The organism is Delftia tsuruhatensis NBRC 16741 (genome assembly GCF_001571325.1).
Lineage (GTDB): Bacteria > Pseudomonadota > Gammaproteobacteria > Burkholderiales > Burkholderiaceae_C > Comamonas > Comamonas tsuruhatensis.
The window spans coordinates 1-24,233 of the sequence record NZ_BCTO01000027.1 but is presented as its reverse complement, the minus strand read 5'-3'; the positions used below and the strand labels follow the sequence as shown (position 1 = coordinate 24,233).

Sequence of the window (24,233 nt, the reverse complement as noted above, 5' to 3'; positions counted from 1 at the left end):
CGCTGCGAGAGGGTTGCACCGCCCCATCAGACCCTGGAGTTTCTTCTTTCATGTTCCGCCAACTGATCACCTGCACCGCCGTGGCCGCCGCCATGGGCCTGAGCTTTTCCGCAGCCGCCCAAGGTGCGGCTGCCGACTATCCGAACAAGCCCGTGCGCATGATCGTGCCCTTCCCGCCCGGCGGCGGCACCGACATCCTCGCGCGCGTGGTGTCCAACAAGCTCACCGAAGTCAGCAAGTGGACCGTGGTGCCCGACAACCGCGCGGGCGCAGGCGGCACCATCGGCATCACCGAGGCCGCCAAGGCGGCGCCCACGGGCTACGACATGGTCATGGGCCAGAAGGACAACGTGGTCCTGGGCCCCTACCTCTACAAGAACCTGCCCTGGAACCCCGTCAAGGACCTGGTGCCCGTGGCCCACGTGGCCTACACGCCCATCGTGATCGCCACCAGCGTGAACTCGCCCTACAAGACCCTGGCCGACATCGTGGCCGCTGCCAAGCAGCACCCGGGCAAGGTGACCTACGGCTCGCCGGGCAATGGCACCAGCATCCACCTCTCGGGCGTGCTGCTGGAGAAAGCGGCGGGCATCCAGCTGGTGCACGTGCCCTACAAGGGCTCCAACCCGGCCCTGATGGATGCGCTGGCCGGCAACGTGGACCTGCTGGTGTCCTCCGTGCCCTCGGCCATCGGCCAGATCAAGGCCGGCAAGCTGCGCGCCATCGCCGTGACCTCGGCCAAGCGCTCGTCCTCGCTGCCCGACACGCCCACGCTGGCCGAATCGGGCCTCAAGGGCTTTGACGTGAGCACCTGGTACGGCCTGTTCATGCCCAAGGGCACGCCCACGGCCATCGTGACCAAGGTCAACGCCGAAGTGAACAAGCTGCTGGCCATGCCCGAAGTGCGCGACGCCATCCAGACCCAGGGCGCCGAGCCCCAGTCCATGACCGTGGCCGACTTCGACAAGATGTTCCAGGCCGACTTCAGGCAGTCCAAGCAGATCGTCGAGTCCTCGGGCGCCAAGATCGAGTGACGCCGCGTCTCCTTGATGCAGATCAGACTGATCTGCATCAAGGGGCGATGTGACAGTCCCGTGAATACTTCTCCGGAAATCATCGAATTCCTGGAGAACGCCATGGCATTGCTGGTCTGGGTCCCCGAGCTGGACACCGGAATTGCAGAGATCGACAGGCAGCACCGCCGCATCGTCGACTACATCAACAAGCTCTACGAGCTGCGCTCCTCGCCCGACCGCGAGGCCCTGGGCGATGTCATCGGCGAGATGATCGACTACACCGTCTCGCACTTCGTGTTCGAGGAAAGCCTGATCGAGAGCGCCGGCTACATGTTCGCCGGCCCGCACAAGAAGGTGCACGAGCTGTTCACGCGCCGCGTGATCGAGATGCAGACCCGCTTCGATGCCGGCGAGGACGTGGCCGCCGAGCTGCACGGCATGCTCTCGCGCTGGCTGTTCAACCACATCCGCAACGAAGACACCGGCTACGTGGACTCGGCCAAGGCCTATCTGCGCATGGCGCGCGAGTCCAGTCCTGCCGCCGAGAAGGAAAGGCTCAAGAACGAAGTGCTGCAGGAGCTGGAACTGCAGCGCAAGAAAAAGGGCTGGCTGGCACGGCTGCTCAATCGCTGATCGCCCTCTCCCCCTGCAGCGCACCAATAAAAACGGCTCCCGAAGGAGCCGTTGACGTTTCACCCGGCGAAGGGCCGAGCGGCCCGGGGATTACTCGCGCACCACCAGCACCGGCACGCGCACGGCGCCCAGCACGCGCTGGGTCACGCTGCCCAGCATCAGCTTTTCCAGGCCACGGCGGCCTTGCGAGCCCATGATGATCAGGTCGGCGCCCGTGCTCTCGAGCACGCGCACGATGCCTTCGTGCACCGCATGGCCTTCGCCCACCACGGTGGTGGCGGTGATGCCGGCCTCGTCGGTGATCTTCTTGACGGCGTCCAGCGTGGTGTTGGCCTCGGCCGTGGCCGCGCTCAGGTACTGCGACTGGCCGTAGGCGAAGTCGGCGCCCACGCCCGTGAACGGATAGGGGTCCACCACGTAGACCGCCGTCAGCGTGCTGCCAAAGACCTTGGCCAGCTCCACGCCCTTGTGGACCGCCAGCATCGAGCTGTTGGAGCCGTCCACGGGAACCAGGATGTGCTTGAACATGCGTTTTCTCCTTTGTGCTTGGCCGCCCTCAGGAATCGGGGGCGGCCGGGTCGATGAACCAAAGTGTGCGCCCATCATGCGCCAGCGTCTTGAGCTGCATCAATCCTTGCGGCGACGCGTCAGCTCCGAGCCCTGGAAACCCTGGCGGCGATAGGTCAGCACCAGGGTATCGCGCACGCCGCCCAGCTGCTCGGGCTGTATGGGCGTGGTCTCGTGGATCATGCGGGCATCGTCCAGCAGCATCACCGACCAGGGCTCGGTCAGCGTGAAGCGCTGGCCGCTGGGGCCCGTGGCCTCGAAGATGCGCGTCTCGCCGCCCTTCACGCCCTCGCGCCCGACCAGGATCACGGCCACCAGGTCCACGCCGTCGCGGTGCGCGCCTTCGGGCGTGGGCCGGCCAATGCCGTCCGTGGTGTCGATGCGGAACTGGTGGGACTCGATGAACCAGCGCTCGTGCTGCACATCATCGCCCTGGGCGCAGAACACCTGGTCGGACAGGCCCGCCAGCGCCAGCAGCAGGCGGCTCCAGGTGGCGCTTTGCGCCGTGGCATCGCGCATGGGCTCGAACATGCGCAGCATGCCGCCATGCAGGGCGTTGTACTCCACCGGCTGCCAGTGCGCGCGGTGCTCCACCTGCTGCAGCCCGTCCTGCCCCGCGATGAAGCAGGAATGGCGGCGACGCCGGTAGCGGCCCCCGTCCTTGAGAAAGGCATCGGGCGGCAGCTGGGCCCAGTCGGCATCGAGCGCATGCAGCTCGGTCAAGGACACGCCCGCCCAGGCCGCGAATTCGTCGGGGCGCAGCACCGCATAGCCTGCGTCGCGCAGCGACTGCGCTGCATTCTGGGGAGCGATATAGGGAGGGGGAAACGTGATGTGCGCCATAACCTGCCAAGCTTACTCCTCGCCCGTGCCCGTCCGGGCGAGGCGGCCTGCAAATTTGCGCAATGCTGTGGCGACAGGCGCGCATCAATGCGGGCGCAGCCTCGGCGGCGCCCGGGGCCTCACGCCGGCCCTCACACCAGCGGCAACCCCACATAGTTCTCCGCCAGCGAGGTCGAGCCTGCCCGGGAGTTGACGATGTAGTCCAGCTCCGCCTCCTGCACCTTGGTGTCGAAGCCGCCTGCATCGGGGAAGCGGTGCATGAGCGAGGTCATCCACCACGAAAAGCGCTCGGCCTTCCAGACGCGGCGCAGGCATTGCTCGGAGTAGCCGTCGATGCCTTCGGGCGCCTTGTCGCGGTAGTACTGCGCGAAGGCGCTGGACAGGTAGCCCACGTCCGAGGCGGCCAGGTTCAGGCCCTTGGCGCCCGTGGGCGGCACGATGTGGGCCGCGTCGCCGGCCAGGAACAGGCGGCCGAAGCGCATGGGCTCGGTCACGAAGCTGCGCAGCGGGGCAATGCTCTTTTCCAGCGAGGGGCCGGTCACCAGGCGCTCGCGTGCCTCGGGGTCCAGGCGCAGGCGCAGTTCGTTCCAGAAGGCCTCGTCGCTCCAGTCCTCGACCTTTTCGGTCAGCGGCACCTGCAGGTAGTAGCGGCTGCGCGTGGCGCTGCGCTGGCTGCACAGTGCGAAGCCGCGCTCGGTCTGGGCGTAGATCAGTTCGTGCGAGACGGGCGGCGTGTCCGACAGCAGGCCCAGCCAGCCGAAGGGGTAGACCTTCTCGAAGGTGCGCACCTTGTCCTGGGGCACGCTGGCGCGGCAGATGCCGTGAAAGCCGTCGCAGCCGGCGATGAAGTCGCATTGCAGCTCATGGACCTGGCCGTCCTTTTCGTAGCGCACGACGGGGCTGTCGCCATCGAAGCCCACGGGCTGCACGTTGCTGGCCTCGTAGACGGTGGTCAGGCCCTCGGCGGCGCGCGCTTCCATCAGGTCGCGCGTGACCTCGGTCTGGCCGTAGACCATGACGCGCTTGCCGCCGGTCAGGCCGTGCAGGTCGATGCGGTGGCGCTGGCCGCCGAACAGCAGCTCGATGCCGTCGTGCGGCAGGCCTTCTGCGCGCATGCGGGCATCGGCGCCGGCCTGCTCCAGCAGGTCCACCGTGACCTGTTCCAGCACGCCGGCGCGGATGCGGCCCAGCACGTAGTCGGCGCTGCGCTGCTCGATGATGACGTTGTCTATGCCCGCGCGGTACAGCAGCTGGCCGAGAAGCAGGCCGGCAGGGCCTGCGCCGATGATGGCGACTTGGGTACGCATTGATCTGTCTCCGTTGCGTTGTTCGATGTCATGGCCGGTTCATGCCATGGCCTGGTCCCAAGACTAGTTTTGAGGCAGCGCAAAGACGAGGGGCTGGCACATGAGTTGCGCGGTGATCGCGCAATCTGCGCGACAATCGCGCACTACCTGCATGCCCGCCCTCCCCGCCCATGAACCAGCCCTTTCCCATCGACCCCGATGACTTCATCGCCGGACTGGCCAAGGGCCTGGCCGTGCTGGAGAGCTTCGACACCGAGCGCCAGCGCCTGAACGCCACCATGGCGGCCGAGCGCTCTGGCATCACGCGCACGGCCGCGCGCCGCCATCTGCTGACCTTGACGCACCTGGGCTACCTGGAGACGGACGGAAGCCATTTCTGGCTGGCGCCCAAGGTGCTGCGGCTGTCGGGCAGCTACCTGGCCTCGGCGCGGCTGCCGCGCATCGTCCAGCCCGTGCTCTACCGGCTGGCGGCGCAGACCCAGCTGTCGTTTTCCTGCGTGGTGCGCGATGGCCACGAGGTGGTCATCGTGGCGCGCAGCGCCCTGCACGAGCGCGGCCAGCGCCTCATGGCCCACGGCCTGCACCTGGGCAGCCGCCTGCCCGCCCATGCCACCTCCACGGGCCGCGTGCTGCTGGCCGCCCTGCCTGGGGCCGAGCTCAGGCAATGGCTGGCCTCGCACGACCTGCGGCGCCTGACCGCCCACACGGTCACCGACAGCGCAGCGCTCGAAGGCGTGCTGGACGAAGTGCGCCGCCAGGACTTCTGCCTGGCCCTGGAAGAGCATGAGCTGGCCGTGCAGGCCCTGGCCGTGCCGCTGCGCAACATGGAGGGGCGCACGGTGGCCGCGCTCAACATCGTGACCTCGCCCCAGCGCATGGCGCCGGCCGACATGGTGGCCGAGCTGCTGCCGCTGCTGCAGGAGGCGGCGCGGGAGCTGCGGCCGTTGCTCTGAGGCCTGGCTGAACCGCCGCCGTCGCTGCAACCGCTCAGAGCGGCGCGCACACCTGCTGGCTCAGTTCGCGCAGGGCCAGAGAAGTCTTGCGGATCAGCGGCGTGGCCTTTTTCTTGGCCGACTGCGCCAGGCACAGCGTGCTCACCACATGGGGCGATTCGATGGGAATGCCCACCAGCTCGGCATCGGTCAGGTGGCTGCGCATGGCGCTGTCGGTCAACGCGGCGTAGCCGTAGCCGCCGCGCACCAGGTCCAGGATGGCCGGCACGCTGGACACTTCCCAGACCACGTTGAGCTTGACCTGGGACAGCGTGGCCTGGGCCTCCATCAGCTTGCGGAAGATCTGGCCGTGCTGCGGCATGATCAACGGAAACTGCGACAGCTCGTCAAAGCGCACGCTGCTGCGCCCGCCCAGCGTGCGCGCCGGGCCGATCAGGCACAGGCGCTCTTCCAGCACGGGCGTGACCTCGATGTGCGGATGCGGCTCGGGCGTATAGACCAGGCCCAGGTCCATGCGGCCCGAGGTCAGCCATTCGGCGATATTCATGGAAAAGCCCTCGACCACGGCCAGCCGGGCCTTGGGCATGTCCTTGCTGAACAGATCGATCAGCGGCAGCGTCAGGCGCCGCGCCAGGCTGGGCGGCAGGCCCACCACGATGCGGCCCACGGGCTCGTCGCGCTGGCTGCCCAGATCCTCCTTGGCCAGCGCCACGCGCTGCATGATGGCGTGGCCGTGCTCCAGCAGGCGGCGGCCGGCGTCGGTCAGGGTCACGCCGCGGCCGGTGCGGATCAGCAGGGTTTCGCGCAGCTCGGTCTCCAGCGCCCGCACCTGGCGGCTCAGTGCGGGCTGGGCCGTCTCCAGCAGCACGGCCGCCTTGCTGAAGCTGCCGGTCTCGGCCACATGCACGAACGTCTCTATCTGCTGCAAATTCATGTTCTCTCGCCTCCTCACTTATGCCATTTTGCTATAGCTGCTAGCGCCAGCCACGGCTAGGTGCTTTGCAACGAACTGACACAATGCGGCGACTGGATGATCCAGCCGCTCCCGCAAGAGAGCGTAAAAACAAGAGCAGCCTGTGCCTTGCCGGCATAGGACCAAGCCACCCAGCAAGCCCAACAGCGACTCGGAGACAAACCATGAAAGACAGCGCCTTCCGCATCAATCGCCGCCAGGCGGGCCTCGCCCTTGGCGCCCTGGCCATGGGCGCCCTGGCACCCGCGCGTGCCCAGTCGGGTGCCGCCGCCAACTGGCCCACCAAGCAGGTGCGCATCATCAACCCCTTCCCCGTGGGCGGCGGGCCGGACGGCACCTCGCGCCTGGTGGCCGACAAGCTGGCGCGCCTGTGGAACCAGCCCGTCATCGTGGAAAACCGCCCGGGGGGCAACGGCTTCATCGCCATCGAGGCCTTCAAGCGCGGCGCCACCGACGGCACGGACATCATCCAGCTGGACAACGTCCACCTGGCCGCCTATCCCCACCTGTTCAAGAAACTGCCCTACAGGATCGACAAGGACTTCGAGGTCGTCCTGCCGCTGTTTCGCACCTTCTTCTTCGTCTGCGTGCCGGTCAACAGCCCCTACAAGACCGTGGCCGACCTGATTGCCGACGCCAAGGCGCGCCCCGGCAAGCTCAACTACGGCTCGTGGTCCGTGGGCAACCCGGTGCACCTGGGCTCGGCCCTGCTGGAGTCGCTGACGGGCACCAAGATGGAACACGTCATCTACAAGGAAACCAGCCAGCTGTACACCAGCGTGGCCACGGGCGAGCTGGCCTTTGCGCTGGGCTCCTCGGGCACGGCCGGCCCGCTGATGCGCTCGGGCAAGCTGCGCTTCCTGGCCGTGCTGGCGCCCCACCGCCTCAAGGGCTATGAAGACGTGCCCACCGTGGCCGAATCGGGCGGCCCGGCCGATGCCGTGGTCACCGGCTGGAATGCCTTTGCCGTCTCCAAGTCCACGCCGCCCGCCGTGGTCGAGAAGATCCGCCAGGACACCATGAAAGTCCTGCGCGAGCCCGACATCCAGCCCAAGTTCCAGACCTTCGGCTACGAGAACTACTTTCCCACGCCCGAAGAGTTCAAGGCCTTCATCGTCGAAGAGAACAAGCGCTTTGGCGACGTGATCCGCCGCGCCAAGATCGAGCTGTAAGCCACAGGCCACAGCAGGCGCAGACGCAAAAAAGCCGCCGCGCCGCAAGGCCGGCGGCTTCTTTCATGCCGTCTTCAGCGCGACAGCCCGCGCGCCGCAATCGGCCACAGCGCGTGCACCGTGCCGCCCTGCAGCACCACCAGCTCGTCGTGCAGGTTGAATGTCGGGTCCACGTGCGAGGGCAGCAGCTGCAGCACGCTGCCCAGGGCGGGCGCCTGGGCGCCAGGCTCCACGCATACCACGCTGTGCTCGTCATTGATGGCCACGCAGCGCAGGCCCGGCGTGCCGTAGACGGCGGGCGGGCCGCATTCGGCCGAGGTGGATTTCAGGCCCGCATCGAGGATGACGCGGTCCGGCGCGGGCGTGCTCATCACCGTGGACAGCAGGAACAGGCTGCGGCGAAAGGCCAGCGCCCCGCCCCATTCGTTGGCGCCGTAGTCACCATCCATGAAGGCATAGGAGCCCGGCTGCAGCTCGGTGTAGACGCCGCTGGCCGCATCGAACTCCACGCTGCCCGTGCCGCCGCCCGTGATGGTGTGGCACGCCAGGCCGTTGTCGCGCAGCAGCTGCGCGCAGGCCGCCGCCCGGCTCGCAGCCTCCTGGCAGGCCTGCGCACGCTCTTCGCGGCTGCGCCGGTGCTGCGCCGCTCCGTGGTAAGCCTGCAGGCCCGCGAAATTCAAGCCCGGCAGATCACGCGCCTGCCGCGCCAGGTCCAGCACGGCATCGGCACCGGGCACGCCGCAGCGGCCCTGGCCCACGTCCACCTCCACCAGCACGTCGATCTCCACGCCCGCCTGCGACATGGCCTCGGACAGCTGCACCAGGTTGGCCGCGTTGTCCACGCACACGGCCATGCGCGCACTGCGCGCCAGCCGGGCCAGCAGCGCGTGCTTGGCCGGCCCCACGACCTCGTTGCTGATCAGGATGTCGCGCACGCCGGCCGCCACAAAGGGCAGCGCTTCGCTCACCTTCTGGCAGCAGATGCCACGCGCGCCCAGCGCCAGCTGGCGCAGCGCGATCTGGGGGCACTTGTGCGCCTTGGCATGCGGGCGCAGCGCCACGCCATGGCGGTCGGCCCAGTCCTGCATGGTGCGCAGGTTGGCATCGAAGGCCGTCAGGTCCAGCGCCAGGCTGGGTGTGTCGATGCGATCGAGCGGATCGCCGGGCCGTGCGGCAGGCTCCATTGCCAGGCCGCTGGCGTCATCGTGCAAGGGCATGGTGCTGTGCCTCATTCCTGCGGGGGCGCGTACTGGGCGATGACCTCGGCCTCGGTCATGGTCGGCGTCTGGTTGGCGAAGTCGTAGTAGCCGGGCTTTCTGTCGATGTAGATCTGCGTGGCCAGCTCGAAGTCCTGCGACTCGAAGGCGCCGGCCAGCACGAAGTACTCGCCCGTGGCGTGCAGCCGGTAGTACAGGTGCGTGCCGCATTGCCTGCAGAAGGCGCGCTCGGCCCATTCGGAGGAGGCATAGGTGCCTATGTGCTCGCCGCCCTCGAACTTCACATCGGGCCCGCAATGCACCGCCAGCATGGGGCCACCGCCCCAGCGCCGGCAGTACCCACAGTGGCAGGCCCCGATTTCCCGGGCCTGGGGAGAGACAAAGCTGACAGCGCCGCAAAGACAGTGACCGTTCATGGTGCGTGGACCTTTCCGTGGGTTGCGAGCACCTGGGATTATTCACAGGTGTCGCGCATCATAGGCGATGGCGGGCCGCCTGCAAATCGCCGCGCCCTACACTGCGCGCCATGCGACTTTTTCATTTCAGCGAAGACGGGGACATCCGGCAGTTCCAACCCCGCCCGGTCCTGAAGGCGGCCCCCCGCCGCCAGGGACAGGAGTGGCTCAACGGCCCCCTGGTGTGGGCCATCGCACAGACGCATCAGCGGCTGTACCTGTTTCCGCGCGAATGCCCGCGCATCGTCATATGGCCGCACGAGCACAGCACCAGCGAAGACAGGGCCCAATGGCTGAACGCCCTGCCCGATGGAGCGCTGGCCGTGGCCTATGTGGAGACCGCCTGGGCCGCGCGCCTGCAAGCGGCCCGGATACACCGGTACGAGCTGCCGGCCGATACGTTTGAAAGCCTGGAGGACGCCGGCATGTACGTGAGCCGGCAGGCCGTGCAGCCCCTGCGCCGGGACCTGCTGGTCGATCTGCCGCAAGCAATAGCGGAATGCGGCACCGAGCTACGCATCGTCGATTCCCTGCAGCCGCTGCGCGGCGTCTGGGACAGCTCGCTGCATGCCAGCGGCATACGGCTGCGCAATGCGGCCAGCTGGGCCTGAGCACCGGACGCCACAGCGATGGCGGCGGCGACGGCAACCATGGGCAAGCACGTAGGCAAAAACAGGCAATTGCATTCGGACGTACGCTATAGTAACGAACGGTATCAAAAGCACGGTCTGCCGTATGACAAATGGACGACTGGATACCCTCCAGGAGGATACCCAACCGAGGCTGAAATGCACGATGCCATCACCAACCCCACGCAAGCTGCGGTGACCCCGGTGGCGCCAGCCCCCCTGGAAATACCCGATTACGAACTGCTGGAAACCTTGGGATCGGGTGGCTACGGCACCGTCTACCGTGCGCGACACCGGCGCACGGGTGCATCGGTGGCCATCAAGGTCGTCAGGCTGCAGGAAGGCGGCCGCCAGGTGGAGCGCTTCCACCGCGAGACCATGCTGTGCGCGTCCCTGCACCATCCCCACATCGTCCAGTTGCTGGACAAGGGCGAGCAAGGCGACTGCGTCTACGGCGTCTTCGAATATGTGCCCGGCGAGACCCTCAAGAGCCTGATCCGCCGCCAGGGCGTGCTGACGGCCGCCGAGGCCGGCCGCCTCATGGCCGAGGTGCTTGATGCGCTGGACTGCGCGCATGCCGCCGGCATCGTGCACCGCGACCTCAAGCCCGACAACGTGATGGTCACCTCCACGGGCGCGGTGCGGCACGCCATGGTGCTGGACTTCGGCATTGGCACCGTGATCCCGCAGTTTGCCGGCCCGCAGGTCTCGCAGCTCACCATGGGCGACGAATGCCTTGGCACGCCCGCCTACAGCGCCCCCGAGCAGCTGCGCGGCGAGCCGCCCAGCGCCCGCACCGACCTGTATGCCTGGGGGCTGATGTTCCTCGAATGCCTGACGGGCACGCCCGCCGTGCAGGGCGCCTCGGTGGCCGAGATCGTGCACCGCCAGCTCAGCCCGCAGGAAGTGCAGCTGCCGCCGGCCATCTCCACCCACCCCATCGCCACCTTGCTGCGCAAGGCGCTCAAGAAGCGGCCTGCGGAGCGCAGCGACTCAGCGGCGGCCCTGCTCAGGGACCTCATGCGCGTGCGGCTGGACGATCTGGTGGGCCAGTTGCCCGCCGCCGCCCAGGTGCAGCAGGCGGACCTGACACGCACCGTGGCCACCACACGCGTGTTCTCCGAAGTGCGCCAGCTCACCGTGCTGTGCTGCAGCGTCTCCCTCTGGCCGGGCAGCGACACCCACGGCATGGACGGCACGACGGGCACCTCAAGCCAGCCCTCGCAGGGGCTGAACATCGAAGACATCGAGCTGCTGCAGCGCGAGGAACTCACGCTATTCTCCGACGTTGCCACCCGGCGCGGTGGCATGCTGGCGGGCACGCTGGGCGACCGCATGCTGGTGCTCTTCGGCTACCCGCACACCAGCGACACCGATGCCCGCCAGGCCGGCATGACGGCCCAGGAGCTGCTGACGCTCAGCCGCAGCCGCGCGGCCGCCATCGAGCAGGTCCACGGACTGCACCTGGGAATCCGCATGGGCCTGCACACCGGCATGGCTGTGGTGGTCGGCGGCGAAGCACCCTCGGGCCATGCCGTCAACGTGGCCATGCGGCTGGAGGCCATCGCCGATGCGGGCACCCTGCTGGCCAGCGAAAGCAGCCACCGCCTGCTGTCGCGCCATGCGCGCTTCGAGAAGGCCGGCAGCCTGCGCCTGCCCGGCCAGCCCACGGGCATGCAGACCTATCGCCTGGAGCTGGAGCAGCCAGCCGAGCTACTGCAGGGACCTGTGTCCGATGCAGCCTTGCAGTGCATAGGCCGCGAACCCGAACTGCAACGCCTGCACGACGCATGGGCGCGGGCCCGCGAAGCCGGGGGCAATGCGCTGTGGATTCGCGGCGAGCCGGGCATCGGCAAATCCTGCCTGGCCGACATGCTGCTCGTCCACGCCAGGACACAGGGCGCGAACACCGTGGTGCTGCAATGCCAGCCCGAGCACCGCAACACCGCGCTGACCCCTTTCCTGGGCCTGATACGGCAGCGGCTGGAGGCGGCCGATCCCCCGCAGGACCACCGCGAGCAGATGCGCGAAGCCCTGCGCGCCGCAGGCTGCGATGCCGAGGCCGCCCTGCCCATTCTGTGCGCCTGGCTCTCGCTGCCCCTGGGCGACTGCGAGCCCAGCCGCATCTCGGCCGTCATGCAAAGGGCGCTGCTGCTGCAGTCCACCGCGCAATGGCTGCTGCACATGTCCGAAGCCGAGCCCCTGCTGCTGGTCGTCGAGGACGTGCACTGGGCCGACCCCACCAGCATCGAACTGCTGGAGCAACTGGTAGCGCGCCTGCCCGGGCGGCGCGTGCTGCTGGTGCTCACGGCGCGTCCGCAGTGGCAACCGCCCGAAGGCCTGCAGGCCGACTGCGTGGACGTGCGGCGGCTGGAAGACGCCCAGGCCACCGAACTGGCCCGCCAGACGCTGGCACCGCGCCGGCTCAGCCCCGCCGTGATCCGCCACGTGGTGGAGCGCACCGACGGCGTGCCGCTGTTCATCCAGGAAATGGCGCGCATGCTGCTGGATGCCCACCTGGTGGAGGAAGACGGCGTCTGGGACTTTCGCCATGCCGGGCTGCCGGCCGCCATTCCGCTCACGCTGCGCGACTCGCTGGTCAGCCGCTTTGACCGCATCGGCCCGCTCAAGCCCCTGCTGCAGCTGGCCGCCACCATGGGCCGGCACTTCGAGTTCGACCTGCTGTGCGCCTGCGTGGAACGCCCGCAGGGCGAAGTCGGGCAGGAACTGGCCGCCCTGGGCCAGGCCGGCTTGGTGATTGCCGACGAACGCGCGGGCCCGGGCGCCTACATGTTCCGCCACGCGCTGATCCGGGACACGGCCTACGAATGCATGCTGGTATCGCAGCGCCGGCTGCTGCACCGCGACGTGGCCCTGGCCCTGATGCAGCACCAGCCGCAGCGCGTTGCGGCGGAACCCGCAGGCGTGGCCCAGCACTGGGCGGACGCCGGAGACCACGCCCAGGCCGTGGCCCTGGCCGTGCGGCAGTTGCGCATCACCCAGCTGCGCTCGCTCAACGATGAAACCATTGCCTACGCGCGCCACATCGACGACTGGCTGCAACAGCTCCAGGGCGTGGCCCAGCGCGAGGCGCGGCTGGACGTCAACAGCTACGTGACCCAGGCGCTGATGAACAAGCACGGCTGGGCCCATGCCCAGGTGGTGGAAAGCATCGCGCTGTCGCAGGAGCTGCTGGCCGGCCCGGGCGCCAACGCCGTGGCCGACTACAAGCAGGTGCAGCACCTGTGGATGCTGATCACCTACCACCACGTGGCCAGCAACCGCGAGGAAGTGCGCCAGCTCAGCCACCGGCTGCTGGAGCAGGCCGTGCGCCAGCAGGACACGGGCGTGCTGGTGGCCGCCCAGACCTACCTGGGACTGGCCCACTACTCCGACGGCCGATTCGAGCAGGCCGAAGAAGCGCTGACCGACGCCATCACCCGCTACGACCCCGTGGCCCATGCCCACCATGCGGCCGAGTTCGGCTTCGACACCCGTGTCTGGGCCACCTGCGGGCGCGCCCTGGTGCGCTGGTTCGCCGGCTTCGGGCAGGCCGCGCTGGCCGATGCGGCCGACGCCGTGCGCCTGGCGCACGAGGTCTCGCACATTCCCTCGCTGAGCATGGCCCTGCTCTACCAGGGCCTGGTCCACCAGGCGCGCGGCGACCGGGCCAGCGCGCTGGCCACCACGGGCGAGCTGCTGGACATCACGGCCCGCTACGGCCTGCCAGCGTTCTCGGGCTATGCGGACATCATCCGCTGCTGGGCCCTGGGCGAGGGCACGGCAAGCGAAGACAGCGAAGGCATAGCGCGCGCCAGCGCAACGGCGCAGGTGCTCTGGGACATGGGCTGCCGCTACTGCCAGACCTACTACCGCTCCTTCGTCGCCGAAATGCTGGCGGCCAGCGGGCGCTGGACCGAGGCCCTGGACAAGATCGACGAATGCCTGCGCCTGGCCGACGTGCTGGACGAACGGCTGCACAGCAGCGAGCTGCACCTGAAGAAGGCCCGCTTCCTGCTGGCCATGGGCGCCGACCACGCGGCCGTGCAGGACAGCCTGGCCCAGGCGGCCGGGACTGCGCGCACTGCCGGCAAGTACCGCACCGAAACCGAGGCACTGGCCCTGTCGCAGGCCCTGGCACCCGCCAGGCCGGACGTGGGCGCGCGCCTGAGTGAGCTGGCCGCGCTGCGGCCTGAACTGTCCGTGCACCTGTCCGGGCCCCTGCCCGGCCAGGCGCATTTTTCTTGAACCGAGGATGAAGTCACATGACCACCCAGCTGCAGAATACTGAACCGTTGCTCGCATTCCGCCTTGCCTACCTGCGGGCCATCGCCCGCTCCTGGCAGGATGACGCCTACCGCCGTGACCTGCTGGGGCAGCGCGACATCCAGCCCATGCTGCACCGCGACTTCAACCTGCCGACCCAGTGGCCCCAGGTCGATGTGTCGCTGCGCCTGAGCGACGACCCCACCCAGCGCGCCGAATGGAAGCCCGTGCTCACGGCCGGCTGGATCGGTCCCGACGATGAATTCGTCATCGTCCTGCCCCAGGCGCCCCAGACCCATGCCTCCGAGGCCCTGGCCGCCTACTACCAGCTGTTCCCCAACTTCATGGGCGTGAGCACCTCGTTCGAGGAACCGAACAACGGCATGCTCAGGGCTGCCCTGCCCACGGGCCTGGGCATCCCCGGCGGCGGCCCCGACTCGCTGCTGGCCTTCGGCGGCGTGGTGTTGCGCGCCATCGCCCTGGCCTGGCAGTCGCCCGAGTTCCACGCGGAGCTGACGCGTGACGACGGCAAGGACAAGGCCCCCGTGCTGAGCCAATGGCTGGGCTACAACAACCCGTTCAACTTCCAGGTCCGCTTCGAGACCGAACAGGCCTTCACCTGGGACGCCGCGCGCGGCGAGTGGAACCTGCAGCGCGCAGACGGCACGGCCATCAAGAACGGCATCGTGCTGAACTACCCGGTGGCACCCGCCGAGCAGGACCTGTGGGCCATCGCCCTCACCTCCTACAACAACACCGGTGACGCCTATCCCTTCACCTGCTGATACGGCACCGGCGCAGCTGCAAGGGGCCACGGCCACCTTGCTGCTGACGCTGGCGGCACGTGCCCGCGCTGCAGGTGCGGCAGCTCCCCCGGAGCTGCACGACCTGCCGCCCTTTGCCGACCCCGAGGCGTGCCGCATCGTGGCGGCGCTGCCCCAGGCCAGCGAGGCGCACGCCGCCGACCCCGCCTTTGTGCGCAGCGTGGTGCTGCGCACGCAGCTGTTCGACCGGCTCACCACGCAATTCCTGAGCGCGCATCCGTCCGGCCTGTGCATTGCGCTGGGCGCGGGCCTGTGCACGCGGCGCAGCCGCCTGGCGGCCCTGGCCGGCACCGCACGCTGGCTGAACGTGGACCTGCCCGACGCCATTGCGCTGCGCGATCAATACATGGACGGCGACGAAACCCGCCTTGCCTGCTCCATCCTCGACACCTCCTGGCTGGACGCCGCCGCCCTGCCCGGCAGCCAGCCCGTTCTGGTGCTGCTCGAAGGCGTCTGCCCCTACCTTCCCCAGGCGCCGCTGGAGGCCATGCTGCAGCAGCTGGCCCAGCGTTTTGCCGCGCCCGGCAGCCCGCCGTGCACCGTGGTGCTCGACCATGTGCACCCGGCCCTTGCACGGCTGCCCATGCAGGTGGGCGGCATGCGGCTGCCCGTCGTCTCCGGCTTTGCGGACGGCGCCCAGATGGAGCGCATCCACCCCGCCATCCGCATCAGCCTGCAGGAGCACCTGTATGCCCGGTTCTCGCAGCAGCACCAACTGTTCGAGACCGCCTTCCACGCCACCACCGGCCAGCACCCGTATGCCGTCGTCCGCCTTGAACTGGGAGCCCCGTCCCTTGCCTGAGCCTGCGGCCCCGGACCTGTTTGCCGACGCCTTCCGCTGGCACGAGAAATTCCTGCCCCCCGTGCAGCAGGGCGACCGCCTCTTGCTGGCCAGCGAACGCGACACCCTGGCCCTGGGCTCCGCCGCCGTGCTGGCGCTCAACGCCCCGCTGCAGGCCGGCACCAGCCTCATGCAGCACTGCGCCACAGCGCCCGATGCGCCGCTTGCGCAGATGCTGCACGCCCTGGGCGCCCTGCTGCGCCAGGGCCTGGTCCAGCCGGTGCTGCACAGCGACTTGAACGGCCACGGTTATCTGCAACCGGATTTCTCGGCCCCGCCCGTGCGCCTGCAGGCATCGGAGCAGATCGACATCGTCCTGCTGACTGCAGCGCTGGACAGCACAGCCGCCTGCCACTGGGCTGCGGCCGTGGCCACGCAGGCACCCGCCCCCGCCCCCCTCACCATCGTTTTCTGCGACGACTACCTGGACCCGCGCCTGGGCGCCATCGACGCCGGCCAGCGTGCCGCAGGCCGGCCCTGGATGCTGGTCCGGCCCGCGGGCGAGCAGGCCATGGCCGGGCCCTTGTTCACGCCCCATGCCGGCACCGCATCGGCCTGCCGGCATTGCCTGGCGCACCGCTGGCAACGCAACCATCCCGCACGCGCCGCGCAAGGCGGCCCGCCGCACGACAGCGGCCGCTGCCCGCCCGTGCGCGCCGGCGCCGACCTCATCGCCACGCGGCTGCAGGCCCTGCTGCCCACGGTGCAGCGCCTGCTGGCGCACACCGATGCAGCGCAAACCGTGTGGACGCTGGAGCCCCTCCAGGCCCACCCCGTGGCCGCCCGCCCGCAATGCCCGCACTGCGGCACACCGGGGCTGATGGCACTGCGCCAACGCGAACCCATTGCGCCAGTTCCCGGCACGCATGCCGCGCGCGCCGACGGCGGCTGGCGCAGCGTGCCGGCCGAGACCACGGTGCAGCGCCTGTCCCGGCACGTCAGCCCGCTGACCGGCGTGATTGCCCGGGTCACGCCGCTGACGGCCGAGACCGACGAAGCGCTCACCGTCTACCGCAGCGAAATCTTCAGAACGCCCGCGCCTGGCAGCGGCTTCCTGGCAGCCCCCCCGACACAGCTGTGCCTGGGCAAGGGCCTGTCGGCCATGCAGGCCCGCGCCAGCGCCATGTGCGAAGCCGTGGAGCGCTACGCCGCCTTCCACCAGGGCGATGAAGCCGTGGTCGTCGCCCCCGCCGCCGAGCTGGATGCGCCCTGCATTCCTCCCACAGCGCTGGCCCGCTTCAGCGACCGGCAGACCGCCCGCTTTGCCACCGACAGGCCGCCGCATGCCGTGGCCCCCGGCGCCGGCCAGGGCGAACCCCTGTGGTGGGCGCCCGCCTGGTCCCTGACCGCCGATGCGCGCCGCTACCTGCCGCTGGGCTTTTGCCTGGCCCATGCGCCCGCGCAAAGCCAGCACCACGTGGGCTGGACCTCCAACGGCTGCGCGGCCGGCAACACGCGGGAAGAAGCCATCCTCCAAGGCTTCATGGAACTGGTGGAGCGCGACGCCGCCGCCATCTGGTGGTACGGCCAGATCCGCAGGCCCGCCATCGCGCTGGACGGCATCGCCGCAGCCACGCGCCAGCGCCTGGCGCGCAGCTGCGGCCCGCAATGGTCGTACTGGCTGCTGGACATCACCCATGACTTCGGCATACCGGTCGTGGTCTGCGTGGGCCGCCACGCGGATACCGGCCATTGGGCCGTGGGCTTTGGCTGCAGCCTGGACCGCGCCCTGGCCTGCGAACGCGCCCTCACCGAAATCAGCCAGCTGATCGCGGCGGGCAAGGGCTTTGCCGTGCCGCAGCAGGTGCAGGCCTTTCTGCATCCGCTGGACGGCACCGATGCGCCGCCGCAACAGCCTGCGCAGCAGGCGGACACCGCGCCGCCGGACATTGCCCGGGCCATTGCGCACTGCGTGGACATCGCACGGGGCCTGGGCCTGGAAACCATCGTCTACGACCACTCGCGCCCCGACATCCCTCTGTACACCGTCAAGGTCGTGGTTCCGGGCCTGTGCCATATCTGGCCGGAACTGGGCAATCCACGGCTGCGCGACGTGCCCGTGGCCCTGGGCTGGCGCAGCCGGCCGCTGCAGGAATCCGAGTTCAATCCGCAGGCGCTGTACGTTTGACAAACTGAAACGCGCAGCGGGCATGTACTCTCTCGGCTTGGCAACAGGCTGCCGGCTCCGGGCCAATGCGCCCCCAGCCCACCCCCTGTTCACACAAGCCCCAAGGAGAATTCGAGGCGATGGCCCTCTTTCGTAACCAACTCGACGGCAGCATCGTCGTGCTGCGGCCCCTGCATACCTTCGGCCGCCACCCCTCGGTCTGCCAGACCGTCATGAAGGCGCCCGACGTCTCCCAGGTCCACGCCCTGTTCCGCTGGAACCGGCAGACCTGGGAAATCGTGGACCAGAGCCGCAACGGCACCATGCTCAACGGCGTGCGCCTGGTCGCCGGCCGCTGGACCGTACTGACCGTGGGCGCCAGGCTCAGCATGGGCGAAGGCGCAGAAGCGGCCTGGACCGTGCAAGACCTGGGGCCGCCCGTCACCTGCCTGAGCCCCGGCCCGGGCCTGCCCCAGGACGCCCCCCTGGCCCTGAACCCGCGCGGCACCCTGCTGCCCGACGCCCAGGAGCCCGAAGCCAACGTCTTCTTCGAAGACGGGCGCTGGCTGCTGGAGTCCGGCGACGGCACCGAGCCCCTGGTGGACGGCGCCATGGTCCACACCTCGGCAGGCAGCTGGGAATTCGTGCAATGCGACGACCTGGAATCCACGCGGGAAAGCAGCTTCGACCCGCATGCGCCCAAGCCGCCGGACGTGTCCTTTCGCTTCCACGTCAGCCAGAACGAGGAGCACGCCAGCCTGACCGTCATGAGCGACGGCAAGCCCATCGCGCTGGGTGAACGCATACACCACTACACCCTGGTCACCCTGGCCCGCGTGCGCCAGCAGGACGCCCACAAGGGCCTGGCCCCCGCAAGCCAGGGCTGGATAGAGCTCGACGCGCTCTCGCGCATGCTGGGCGTGGATTCGTCGTACGTGAACATCCAGATCTTCCGCGCCAAGCACCAGATCCTCAGCGCCCTGCCCGAATGCGCGGCCTTGCCGGCCCTGGTGGAGCGGCGGCGCGGCAGCCTGCGCTTCGGGGACTTTGCGTTCGAGATCGAGGGCGGCGCGCGCAGCGCCTGAACGGCGAACTGCAACGGAGAACGGCAGGCACACGGCGCATCGCTCGCCGTATGTAATCAGCTGTAATTTTCTTGTTGTGCACACGTCAATAAAGTGGGAACCGGTTCCTGCCGCCTGCGGCAAGGACCTCTCACCCTCCTCCCGGACCGGGTTGCCCGAGTCCACTGGCGCACCTGGAAACCGCAAATGAGCATGGACATGCGACGTGTACTGTTGATCCCCGCCAGCGCGCGGCCCGTTGATCCTGGCCTGGCCAGCCTTTCCATGGACGCACAGGTCTGGGAAAACGGCTATCCCCTGGTCGTCGGCAAGGCCCGCCACGGCCTGCTGCAGGACTTCTGGCGGCACTACTACGGCGAATCCGCCGCCATGTTCGTGGCCTCGGACCAGTTGCTGGAACTGCACAACGACATCATGGCCGCCATCCCCGCCTGCGTGGGCGAGATGCCGGTGCTGCGTTTTCTCAACGACCTCGGAAGAATGTGCCTGCAGGCGCATGGGGACGGCAGCGGGCTGCAGGTCATCGGCGACTGACGAAACGGATGACTCCTGGGGTTGCCGCGCATCCCTGTCGCGGCATTGGGGCGCATGCACAATGGCATGCGCCTTTTTTCGTGCCCGCCCGACCATGAGCAACGCCCCGGATAGCCCCCCTCTTGCCCTGACCGGCAGCTGCCTGTGCGGCGCCATCGCCTATGCACTGCGCTCCACGCCCCGGGCCGTCTCGCACTGCCACTGCCGCATCTGCCAGAAGGCCCACGGTGCCGCATTCGCCACCTACGGCAGCGTGCCGGCAAAGGACCTTGTCTTCACCCGGGGCCAGGAGCAATTGCGCTCCTTTGCCTCATCGCCCGGCATCACGCGCTGCTTTTGCCAGCAATGCGGCTCATCGCTGTCATGGCACAGCCAGCATTACGAAGAAGGCGCATGGATCTCCGTCGCACTGGCCACGCTGGATTCGGAGTTTGTCGTGGGCAGGCAGCGGCATGTGAACCGGGGGGCGGGGATGGCGTGGGTGGATGGTGGGACAAGGTGACCGGGCGGATAGGGTCGCCCAAAAGCGGCCGGGTGCCAAGGCCTGCCCGGCCGGTCGACCGGTGGACGACTTGTCCAGTGGCGGCGCTGGGGCGGCACCTATGATGCAGGGCGCGCCAGACGAGCCTGTGCTGGTGGTCTTCTCGGACAAGCAGAACCAGGGCAATCCGGACCGGCCCTTCCAGTACTTATGAACGACAACCCAAGCCAGGCACTCGCAGAGCAGCTGCAGAGCTCCACAAAAAACGTCGATGTGTTCTTGGCGCTGCAAGCGCTGTCCTGCGCTGCCCCCGCAGTGGCTTTCGAGGCCATCACGACATTCATGAGGTCCGCGCCGGCAAATCAGCTGCCCCTGGCCCGAAATGCACTGCTGGAGCTGGCGGACCGCGCTCCCGCGCTCCTGGTGAGCGCGACGCTGGACGAAGACGCAAAGGTGGCTGACGCGGCCAGGCAGGCCTTGTTGATCCGTCCCTCCAATGAGGCACTGCCCCTGTACCTGCGCATGGCCAAGTCCAAGAGCGTTGACGAAGCCTGCTCGGGCTGCATGTACCTGGGCCGTATCTCCTCGCCACAGGCCCGGGCGCCTTTGTTCAAGGCCTTGGGCCACCGCAGCGCAGCGGTGCGCGAGTATGCGGCGACATCCATTCACAGCCACGCCGACGAACACTGGATCGCCGACCTGCTGGAGGCCATCCGCACGCTGCGGCGTGAGGAGACCGACAAAAAGAAAGACTTTGGCGAGGTGATCAACACGCTGTGCAGCGCGGTGGTCCAGAAATCCACACACGCCTGCCTGGACCTGCTGATGGAAGGACTCCACGATGCGGACGCCAGAGTCCGCGGGACCTGCATCAGCGCACTGGGGCGCCTGGGCGATACGGCAGCCGTGGTCCCGCTGATCGAGACGCTTGAACACCCGCGCCGCGGGATGCCGCGGGAGCTGAGGACGGCACTGGTCAAGGTGCTTGGCGAGTTGGGCGACACGCGTGCGATCGCGCCACTGCTGCGTGCCGGAGTGACCGTTGCAGCACCGGCGCTGGGCCCGCTGAAGGCGCAGGAAGCCGTGCCTGAACTGATGGCCGCGCTGGAACAGGCAAGGACACCGCGCGATGCCGACGAGCTGGCCGAGGTGTTGGCCCAGCTGCAAGGGCCCGGCGAGTCGCAGTGGCCCCGCGCAGGGTTGCGCACGGCGTCGCTGCAGGTACGCCGAGCCGCCGCGCTGCAGCTGGCGCGCACCGCGCCCCAGGAAGCGGCCCAGCATCTGCGCGCCATGCTGCCCCAGCTGTGCGGCGGCGACGCCGTGGGCGTGGCCGAAGCGCTGGCCTTGATGGGCTCAGCAGAGGGTTTCGAAGGCTTCGCGAAGGCATTGGCGGACGACCCCCACCACTGGAATGCCAGCGCCGTGGCGTACGCCTGCCAGAATCTTCGCGGCCCCCAGGTGCAGGCCCTGCTCCTGGGGCTGATACCCGGCATCCGCAACGAATACGTCCACCACGTCTGCAAAGCGCTGGCAGCGCAAGGGGCTGAGGTATTGCCTGCGCTGATCGCTGCAGCCCAGGCAGCCGGCGACAGCTTGCGATACCGCTACGTGATGGCGCTTGCCGAATTCCGCGACCCCCAGGGGGCCGGTTTGCTGGCGCCTCTGATGGTCCGCCGCAACCCGTTGCGGGACGCCGCCATGCTGTCGCTGTCAGCCACGCCCAGCGCCGAGGCCAGCGCGGCGCTGGCTGCGGCATTGCGGCAAGCCGAATCGCCGGCTGATGCCCGGCTGATCACCGAAACGCTGGCGAAGGCAGCCACGCGCGAGGCGATTCCCGACCTGATACGGGCGCTGCAGGCCGACCTCGCCACCGAAGAGATATTGGAAGCCTTGGGCCGTCTGGGCAGTCTGGGCGACCGGGCGGTTGTGCCTGCACTGATCGATCAACTGAGCAGCCCCAACGCGCGCCGCCGCCAGGCAGCGGCCATGGCGCTGGGGCAGATCGCAGACCCTGCGGCGGGGGCACCGCTTGTCCGCCTGCTGCTGAAAGAGTTTCATCTGGAGGTGGCGCAGGCCGCAATGCAAGCCTGGCTGGCCATGGGCGCGCAAGATGGTGGCGCACTCGATGGGCTGGGCGCGCCGGGCACGCGCGCATTCCTGTTGGCCAGTGCCAGACAGCTGCGCAGGGAACGCTGACACGCACATCCCCGCACGGATTGCGGTGCGCCCGGTCTGGATCTGCCATCGCTGTAGAGCCGGCATTCGGTGCGGCTGCTTGAGGCTGAGAGCTGCCCGGCCCCTTGACGAAGATTCACCGTGCCTTCAGGCAAAATCCAGACGATCGGGAAAGCTTGGCGTCAGGTCTGCCGGGAAGCCCAACTTGAAGAAGGGAACAGTATCAATGGCACTGACGAAGAAGGGCGAGTTCTGGTACGGGACAACGTCCGGCGACACCCAAGCCGAGCTGCGCAGCTACAGCATTGCGAATCGCCATGAGGCCGTCCGGTTTGCCTCGTCCAAATGCGATTGCGGGTGCCGGACTTTTGCGCTGCAGACGGATGAAGAAGCCGGCGTGGCCATCCGCACCTGCACCGACTGCGGGCAGGAACACCTGATGGGCGACAGCGCGGAATATGTTGAAGAGGCCACCCCCGAGGCACACGAGTGCGTGTGCGAGAACGAGACGTTCGAACTGATGTCCGGCGTCTCCGTGTACGAAGGCACACACGACGTGCGCTGGTACTACATCGCTTGCCGCTGCGTGGAGTGCAATCTGGTTGGGGTCTTCGCAGACTGGAAGTGTGAAGCGGGTGATGCAGCGGCCTTCCTCGCCAAGGTATGAGCGCGCGGGATCAAGACGCGCTGCCCAAAGATCTGGTCAAGCGGGTTTGCCGGGTGCATGCAGGCGATAGCGCAAAAAGCGAGTCCCCTCGATATCCAGTGCGCCATCTGGCCGAAATCCCAGCTTGAGAATCCCTTTTATTCTGGTTCTTGAAGGTGGCAGCAAAATTGTGATGGAGCTCAGCCCCAAGCCAGTGAATGCACGTTTCACTATCTCTTGATAGATGGCTTTGCCACTTCCCCAGAATTTGGGGTGAAGCACCAAAGCGAGGTCGGCATCACCTTCCTCGTACTGCAAACCGCCCCAGCCGGCAAATTGCTGGTCAATTTCAAACGCCCATGGCCCATAGCCGTATTGCTGCCACTGGGCATCCTTTTGCCGAGCCCATTCATTTGCTTTCGCCAGGTCGAAATTCGCACTGCCAAGCGGCATTTGTCGCAGCACATCTGGATTGTTGTTCAGCGAAACAATGTGAGCCGGATCAACTTCAGTGAGCCGCTTAAATTTCAAATTCATGCCTGTATCTGGTTGTCTACCCATCAAATTCAAAGCCTACCAAAACGGTGGTTGCCGACCGTCTATCTGAGCGTCAACCAAGGGGCAGCAGTCCACAGTGCGGGGTTGCTGCCGCTGCAAGCCAAGGCTTCACTTTCTGATCGGCGGTGCGCAACCACTGCTCGACGCTCGGCAACGCACCGCCACCAGACCCGCTGCCAGCAGCGAAAGCAGTGCCAGCGCCCAGGGGCCGAGCGCGGGTATGGCCTGCGGGGCCAGCAGCACGGGCAGGCCGGGGTCGGTGATCTGGTTGGGCACGGAATCGCTGTCACCCACGCCGCCATCGGCCAGGGTGAAGGTCACGCTCAGGCCGTCGGGCGCAAACTGCGCGCCGGGCAGCGCATACCAGTGCGGCTGCGCGCAGGCAGCGCCGGTGCAGCCCAGCCCGTCGGGGCTGGGGCCGTATTTGTAATAAACGGCCCCCTGCGGCACTGGTGTGGTGAAGTGCACGGTCACCTGTGCATCTGCATTGCCAGCGACACGCCCCAGCACCAGGCCCAGCGGCGCGTGCACCGCACGCACATGGGACGGCAAGGGCGCGGGCAAGGTGGAGGCAAAGGCGGCGCTGCTGATCTCCCAGCCGTTCGCTCCATCCACCTCCACCGCCCCCAGATTGCCGTTGCCGCCCGCACCCTGCCACGGTGCGCTGCACTGCTGCGCTGCGCCGCCATATTCACCGCTGCACTGCCATTTGTGTTGGCCGCCGGCGGATAGCACGGTCCCTGGCGTACCCGTGGCGCACAGATTCGCGCTGGGCTTGAAGGCCACAGCGCCGTTGGCCGCTGAGCCGCAGGTGGCATCGACCGGGTCGTGGGTGAACGTGGCCGAAACGCTGCGCGGACTGGTCACGTTGGTGAGCTGGCATGCTCCCGTGCCCGCGCAATCGCCCGACCAACTGGTGAAGTGATAGCCCGTACCAGGCGTGGCGGTGCA

General features: G+C 68.2%; 22 protein-coding genes. 14 read left to right on the top strand and 8 right to left on the bottom strand.

Features of this window, described 5'->3' with window-relative positions; translation table 11 throughout:
* Positions 1 to 50: 50 nt before the first annotated feature.
* A complete protein-coding gene (locus DTS01S_RS14390) occupies positions 51 to 1,034 on the top strand; it encodes a Bug family tripartite tricarboxylate transporter substrate binding protein (RefSeq protein ID WP_034366137.1) in 984 nt (327 codons plus the stop codon).
* Between the two features lie 60 nt (positions 1,035 to 1,094).
* Positions 1,095 to 1,649 (top strand): bacteriohemerythrin, encoded by a 555-nt coding sequence (locus DTS01S_RS14385; protein ID WP_223275325.1) that lies wholly within the window; start codon positions 1,095 to 1,097, stop codon positions 1,647 to 1,649.
* A gap of 90 nt (positions 1,650 to 1,739) precedes the next feature.
* On the opposite strand, the gene DTS01S_RS14380 is transcribed toward DTS01S_RS14385, so the two are convergent.
* From DTS01S_RS14380 to pobA, 3 genes are all read right to left on the bottom strand, one after another.
* Positions 1,740 to 2,177: a universal stress protein gene (locus DTS01S_RS14380; RefSeq protein ID WP_016446360.1), complete on the bottom strand. Its 438-nt coding sequence runs from the start codon at positions 2,175 to 2,177 to the stop codon at positions 1,740 to 1,742.
* A gap of 99 nt (positions 2,178 to 2,276) precedes the next feature.
* Positions 2,277 to 3,059 (bottom strand): 2OG-Fe dioxygenase family protein, encoded by a 783-nt coding sequence (locus DTS01S_RS14375; RefSeq protein ID WP_061287942.1) that lies wholly within the window; start codon positions 3,057 to 3,059, stop codon positions 2,277 to 2,279.
* Between the two features lie 131 nt (positions 3,060 to 3,190).
* The gene (gene pobA / locus DTS01S_RS14370; RefSeq protein WP_061287941.1) at positions 3,191 to 4,366 is read right to left on the bottom strand and encodes a 4-hydroxybenzoate 3-monooxygenase; all 1,176 of its coding nucleotides are present in this window, start codon (positions 4,364 to 4,366) and stop codon (positions 3,191 to 3,193) included.
* A gap of 170 nt (positions 4,367 to 4,536) precedes the next feature.
* On the opposite strand from pobA, the gene DTS01S_RS14365 reads away from it, so the two are divergent.
* Positions 4,537 to 5,319 (top strand): IclR family transcriptional regulator domain-containing protein, encoded by a 783-nt coding sequence (locus DTS01S_RS14365; RefSeq protein ID WP_061287940.1) that lies wholly within the window; start codon positions 4,537 to 4,539, stop codon positions 5,317 to 5,319.
* A gap of 34 nt (positions 5,320 to 5,353) precedes the next feature.
* Here the strand turns inward: DTS01S_RS14365 and DTS01S_RS14360 are convergent, their stop codons facing one another.
* On the bottom strand, positions 5,354 to 6,253 hold the full coding sequence (locus DTS01S_RS14360) for a LysR family transcriptional regulator (RefSeq protein WP_016451484.1): 900 nt from the start codon (positions 6,251 to 6,253) through the stop codon (positions 5,354 to 5,356).
* Between the two features lie 203 nt (positions 6,254 to 6,456).
* On the opposite strand from DTS01S_RS14360, the gene DTS01S_RS14355 reads away from it, so the two are divergent.
* A complete protein-coding gene (locus DTS01S_RS14355) occupies positions 6,457 to 7,464 on the top strand; it encodes a Bug family tripartite tricarboxylate transporter substrate binding protein (protein ID WP_017404812.1) in 1,008 nt (335 codons plus the stop codon).
* Between the two features lie 74 nt (positions 7,465 to 7,538).
* Here the strand turns inward: DTS01S_RS14355 and DTS01S_RS14350 are convergent, their stop codons facing one another.
* Positions 7,539 to 8,681, bottom strand: coding sequence for a DSD1 family PLP-dependent enzyme (locus DTS01S_RS14350; RefSeq protein WP_026062218.1), 1,143 nt, complete (start codon positions 8,679 to 8,681; stop codon positions 7,539 to 7,541).
* Positions 8,682 to 8,692: 11 nt separating this feature from the next.
* Entirely contained in the window at positions 8,693 to 9,097 is a 405-nt protein-coding gene (locus DTS01S_RS14345; RefSeq protein WP_061287939.1) for a GFA family protein, read from the bottom strand.
* Positions 9,098 to 9,207: 110 nt separating this feature from the next.
* Between DTS01S_RS14345 and DTS01S_RS14340 the strand changes: the two genes are divergently transcribed.
* The 10 genes from DTS01S_RS14340 to DTS01S_RS14295 all read left to right on the top strand — a co-directional run bounded on the left by DTS01S_RS14340 (position 9,208) and on the right by DTS01S_RS14295 (position 22,745).
* Positions 9,208 to 9,747: a DUF6886 family protein gene (locus DTS01S_RS14340; protein WP_017404809.1), complete on the top strand. Its 540-nt coding sequence runs from the start codon at positions 9,208 to 9,210 to the stop codon at positions 9,745 to 9,747.
* A gap of 177 nt (positions 9,748 to 9,924) precedes the next feature.
* Complete coding sequence (locus DTS01S_RS14335) at positions 9,925 to 14,013, top strand: TOMM system kinase/cyclase fusion protein (protein WP_017404808.1); 4,089 nt, start codon at positions 9,925 to 9,927, stop codon at positions 14,011 to 14,013.
* 17 nt (positions 14,014 to 14,030) lie between these two features.
* Positions 14,031 to 14,816 (top strand): BMA_0021/BMA_0022 family TOMM bacteriocin, encoded by a 786-nt coding sequence (locus DTS01S_RS14330; RefSeq protein ID WP_016446373.1) that lies wholly within the window; start codon positions 14,031 to 14,033, stop codon positions 14,814 to 14,816.
* The gene (locus DTS01S_RS14325) at positions 14,791 to 15,657 is read left to right on the top strand and encodes a class I SAM-dependent methyltransferase (RefSeq protein ID WP_244160511.1); all 867 of its coding nucleotides are present in this window, start codon (positions 14,791 to 14,793) and stop codon (positions 15,655 to 15,657) included. Before DTS01S_RS14330 ends, DTS01S_RS14325 begins: the two co-directional genes overlap by 26 nt.
* Entirely contained in the window at positions 15,614 to 17,824 is a 2,211-nt protein-coding gene (locus DTS01S_RS14320) for a TOMM precursor leader peptide-binding protein (RefSeq protein ID WP_061287938.1), read from the top strand. Before DTS01S_RS14325 ends, DTS01S_RS14320 begins: the two co-directional genes overlap by 44 nt.
* A gap of 119 nt (positions 17,825 to 17,943) precedes the next feature.
* Positions 17,944 to 18,888: an FHA domain-containing protein gene (locus DTS01S_RS14315; RefSeq protein WP_016446376.1), complete on the top strand. Its 945-nt coding sequence runs from the start codon at positions 17,944 to 17,946 to the stop codon at positions 18,886 to 18,888.
* Between the two features lie 198 nt (positions 18,889 to 19,086).
* A complete protein-coding gene (locus DTS01S_RS14310; protein WP_223275358.1) occupies positions 19,087 to 19,422 on the top strand; it encodes a hypothetical protein in 336 nt (111 codons plus the stop codon).
* 94 nt (positions 19,423 to 19,516) lie between these two features.
* Complete coding sequence (locus tag DTS01S_RS14305; RefSeq protein WP_017404804.1) at positions 19,517 to 19,924, top strand: GFA family protein; 408 nt, start codon at positions 19,517 to 19,519, stop codon at positions 19,922 to 19,924.
* 294 nt (positions 19,925 to 20,218) lie between these two features.
* The gene (locus DTS01S_RS14300) at positions 20,219 to 22,099 is read left to right on the top strand and encodes a HEAT repeat domain-containing protein (RefSeq protein WP_255247319.1); all 1,881 of its coding nucleotides are present in this window, start codon (positions 20,219 to 20,221) and stop codon (positions 22,097 to 22,099) included.
* Positions 22,100 to 22,304: 205 nt separating this feature from the next.
* Positions 22,305 to 22,745 (top strand): hypothetical protein, encoded by a 441-nt coding sequence (locus tag DTS01S_RS14295; RefSeq protein WP_017404801.1) that lies wholly within the window; start codon positions 22,305 to 22,307, stop codon positions 22,743 to 22,745.
* Positions 22,746 to 22,781: 36 nt separating this feature from the next.
* On the opposite strand, the gene DTS01S_RS29655 is transcribed toward DTS01S_RS14295, so the two are convergent.
* Entirely contained in the window at positions 22,782 to 23,261 is a 480-nt protein-coding gene (locus DTS01S_RS29655; RefSeq protein ID WP_074931903.1) for a GNAT family N-acetyltransferase, read from the bottom strand.
* Positions 23,262 to 23,390: 129 nt separating this feature from the next.
* Positions 23,391 to 24,233 (bottom strand): IPTL-CTERM sorting domain-containing protein (locus DTS01S_RS14290; protein WP_156493771.1); only part of this gene is annotated, 843 nt, incomplete at its 5' end.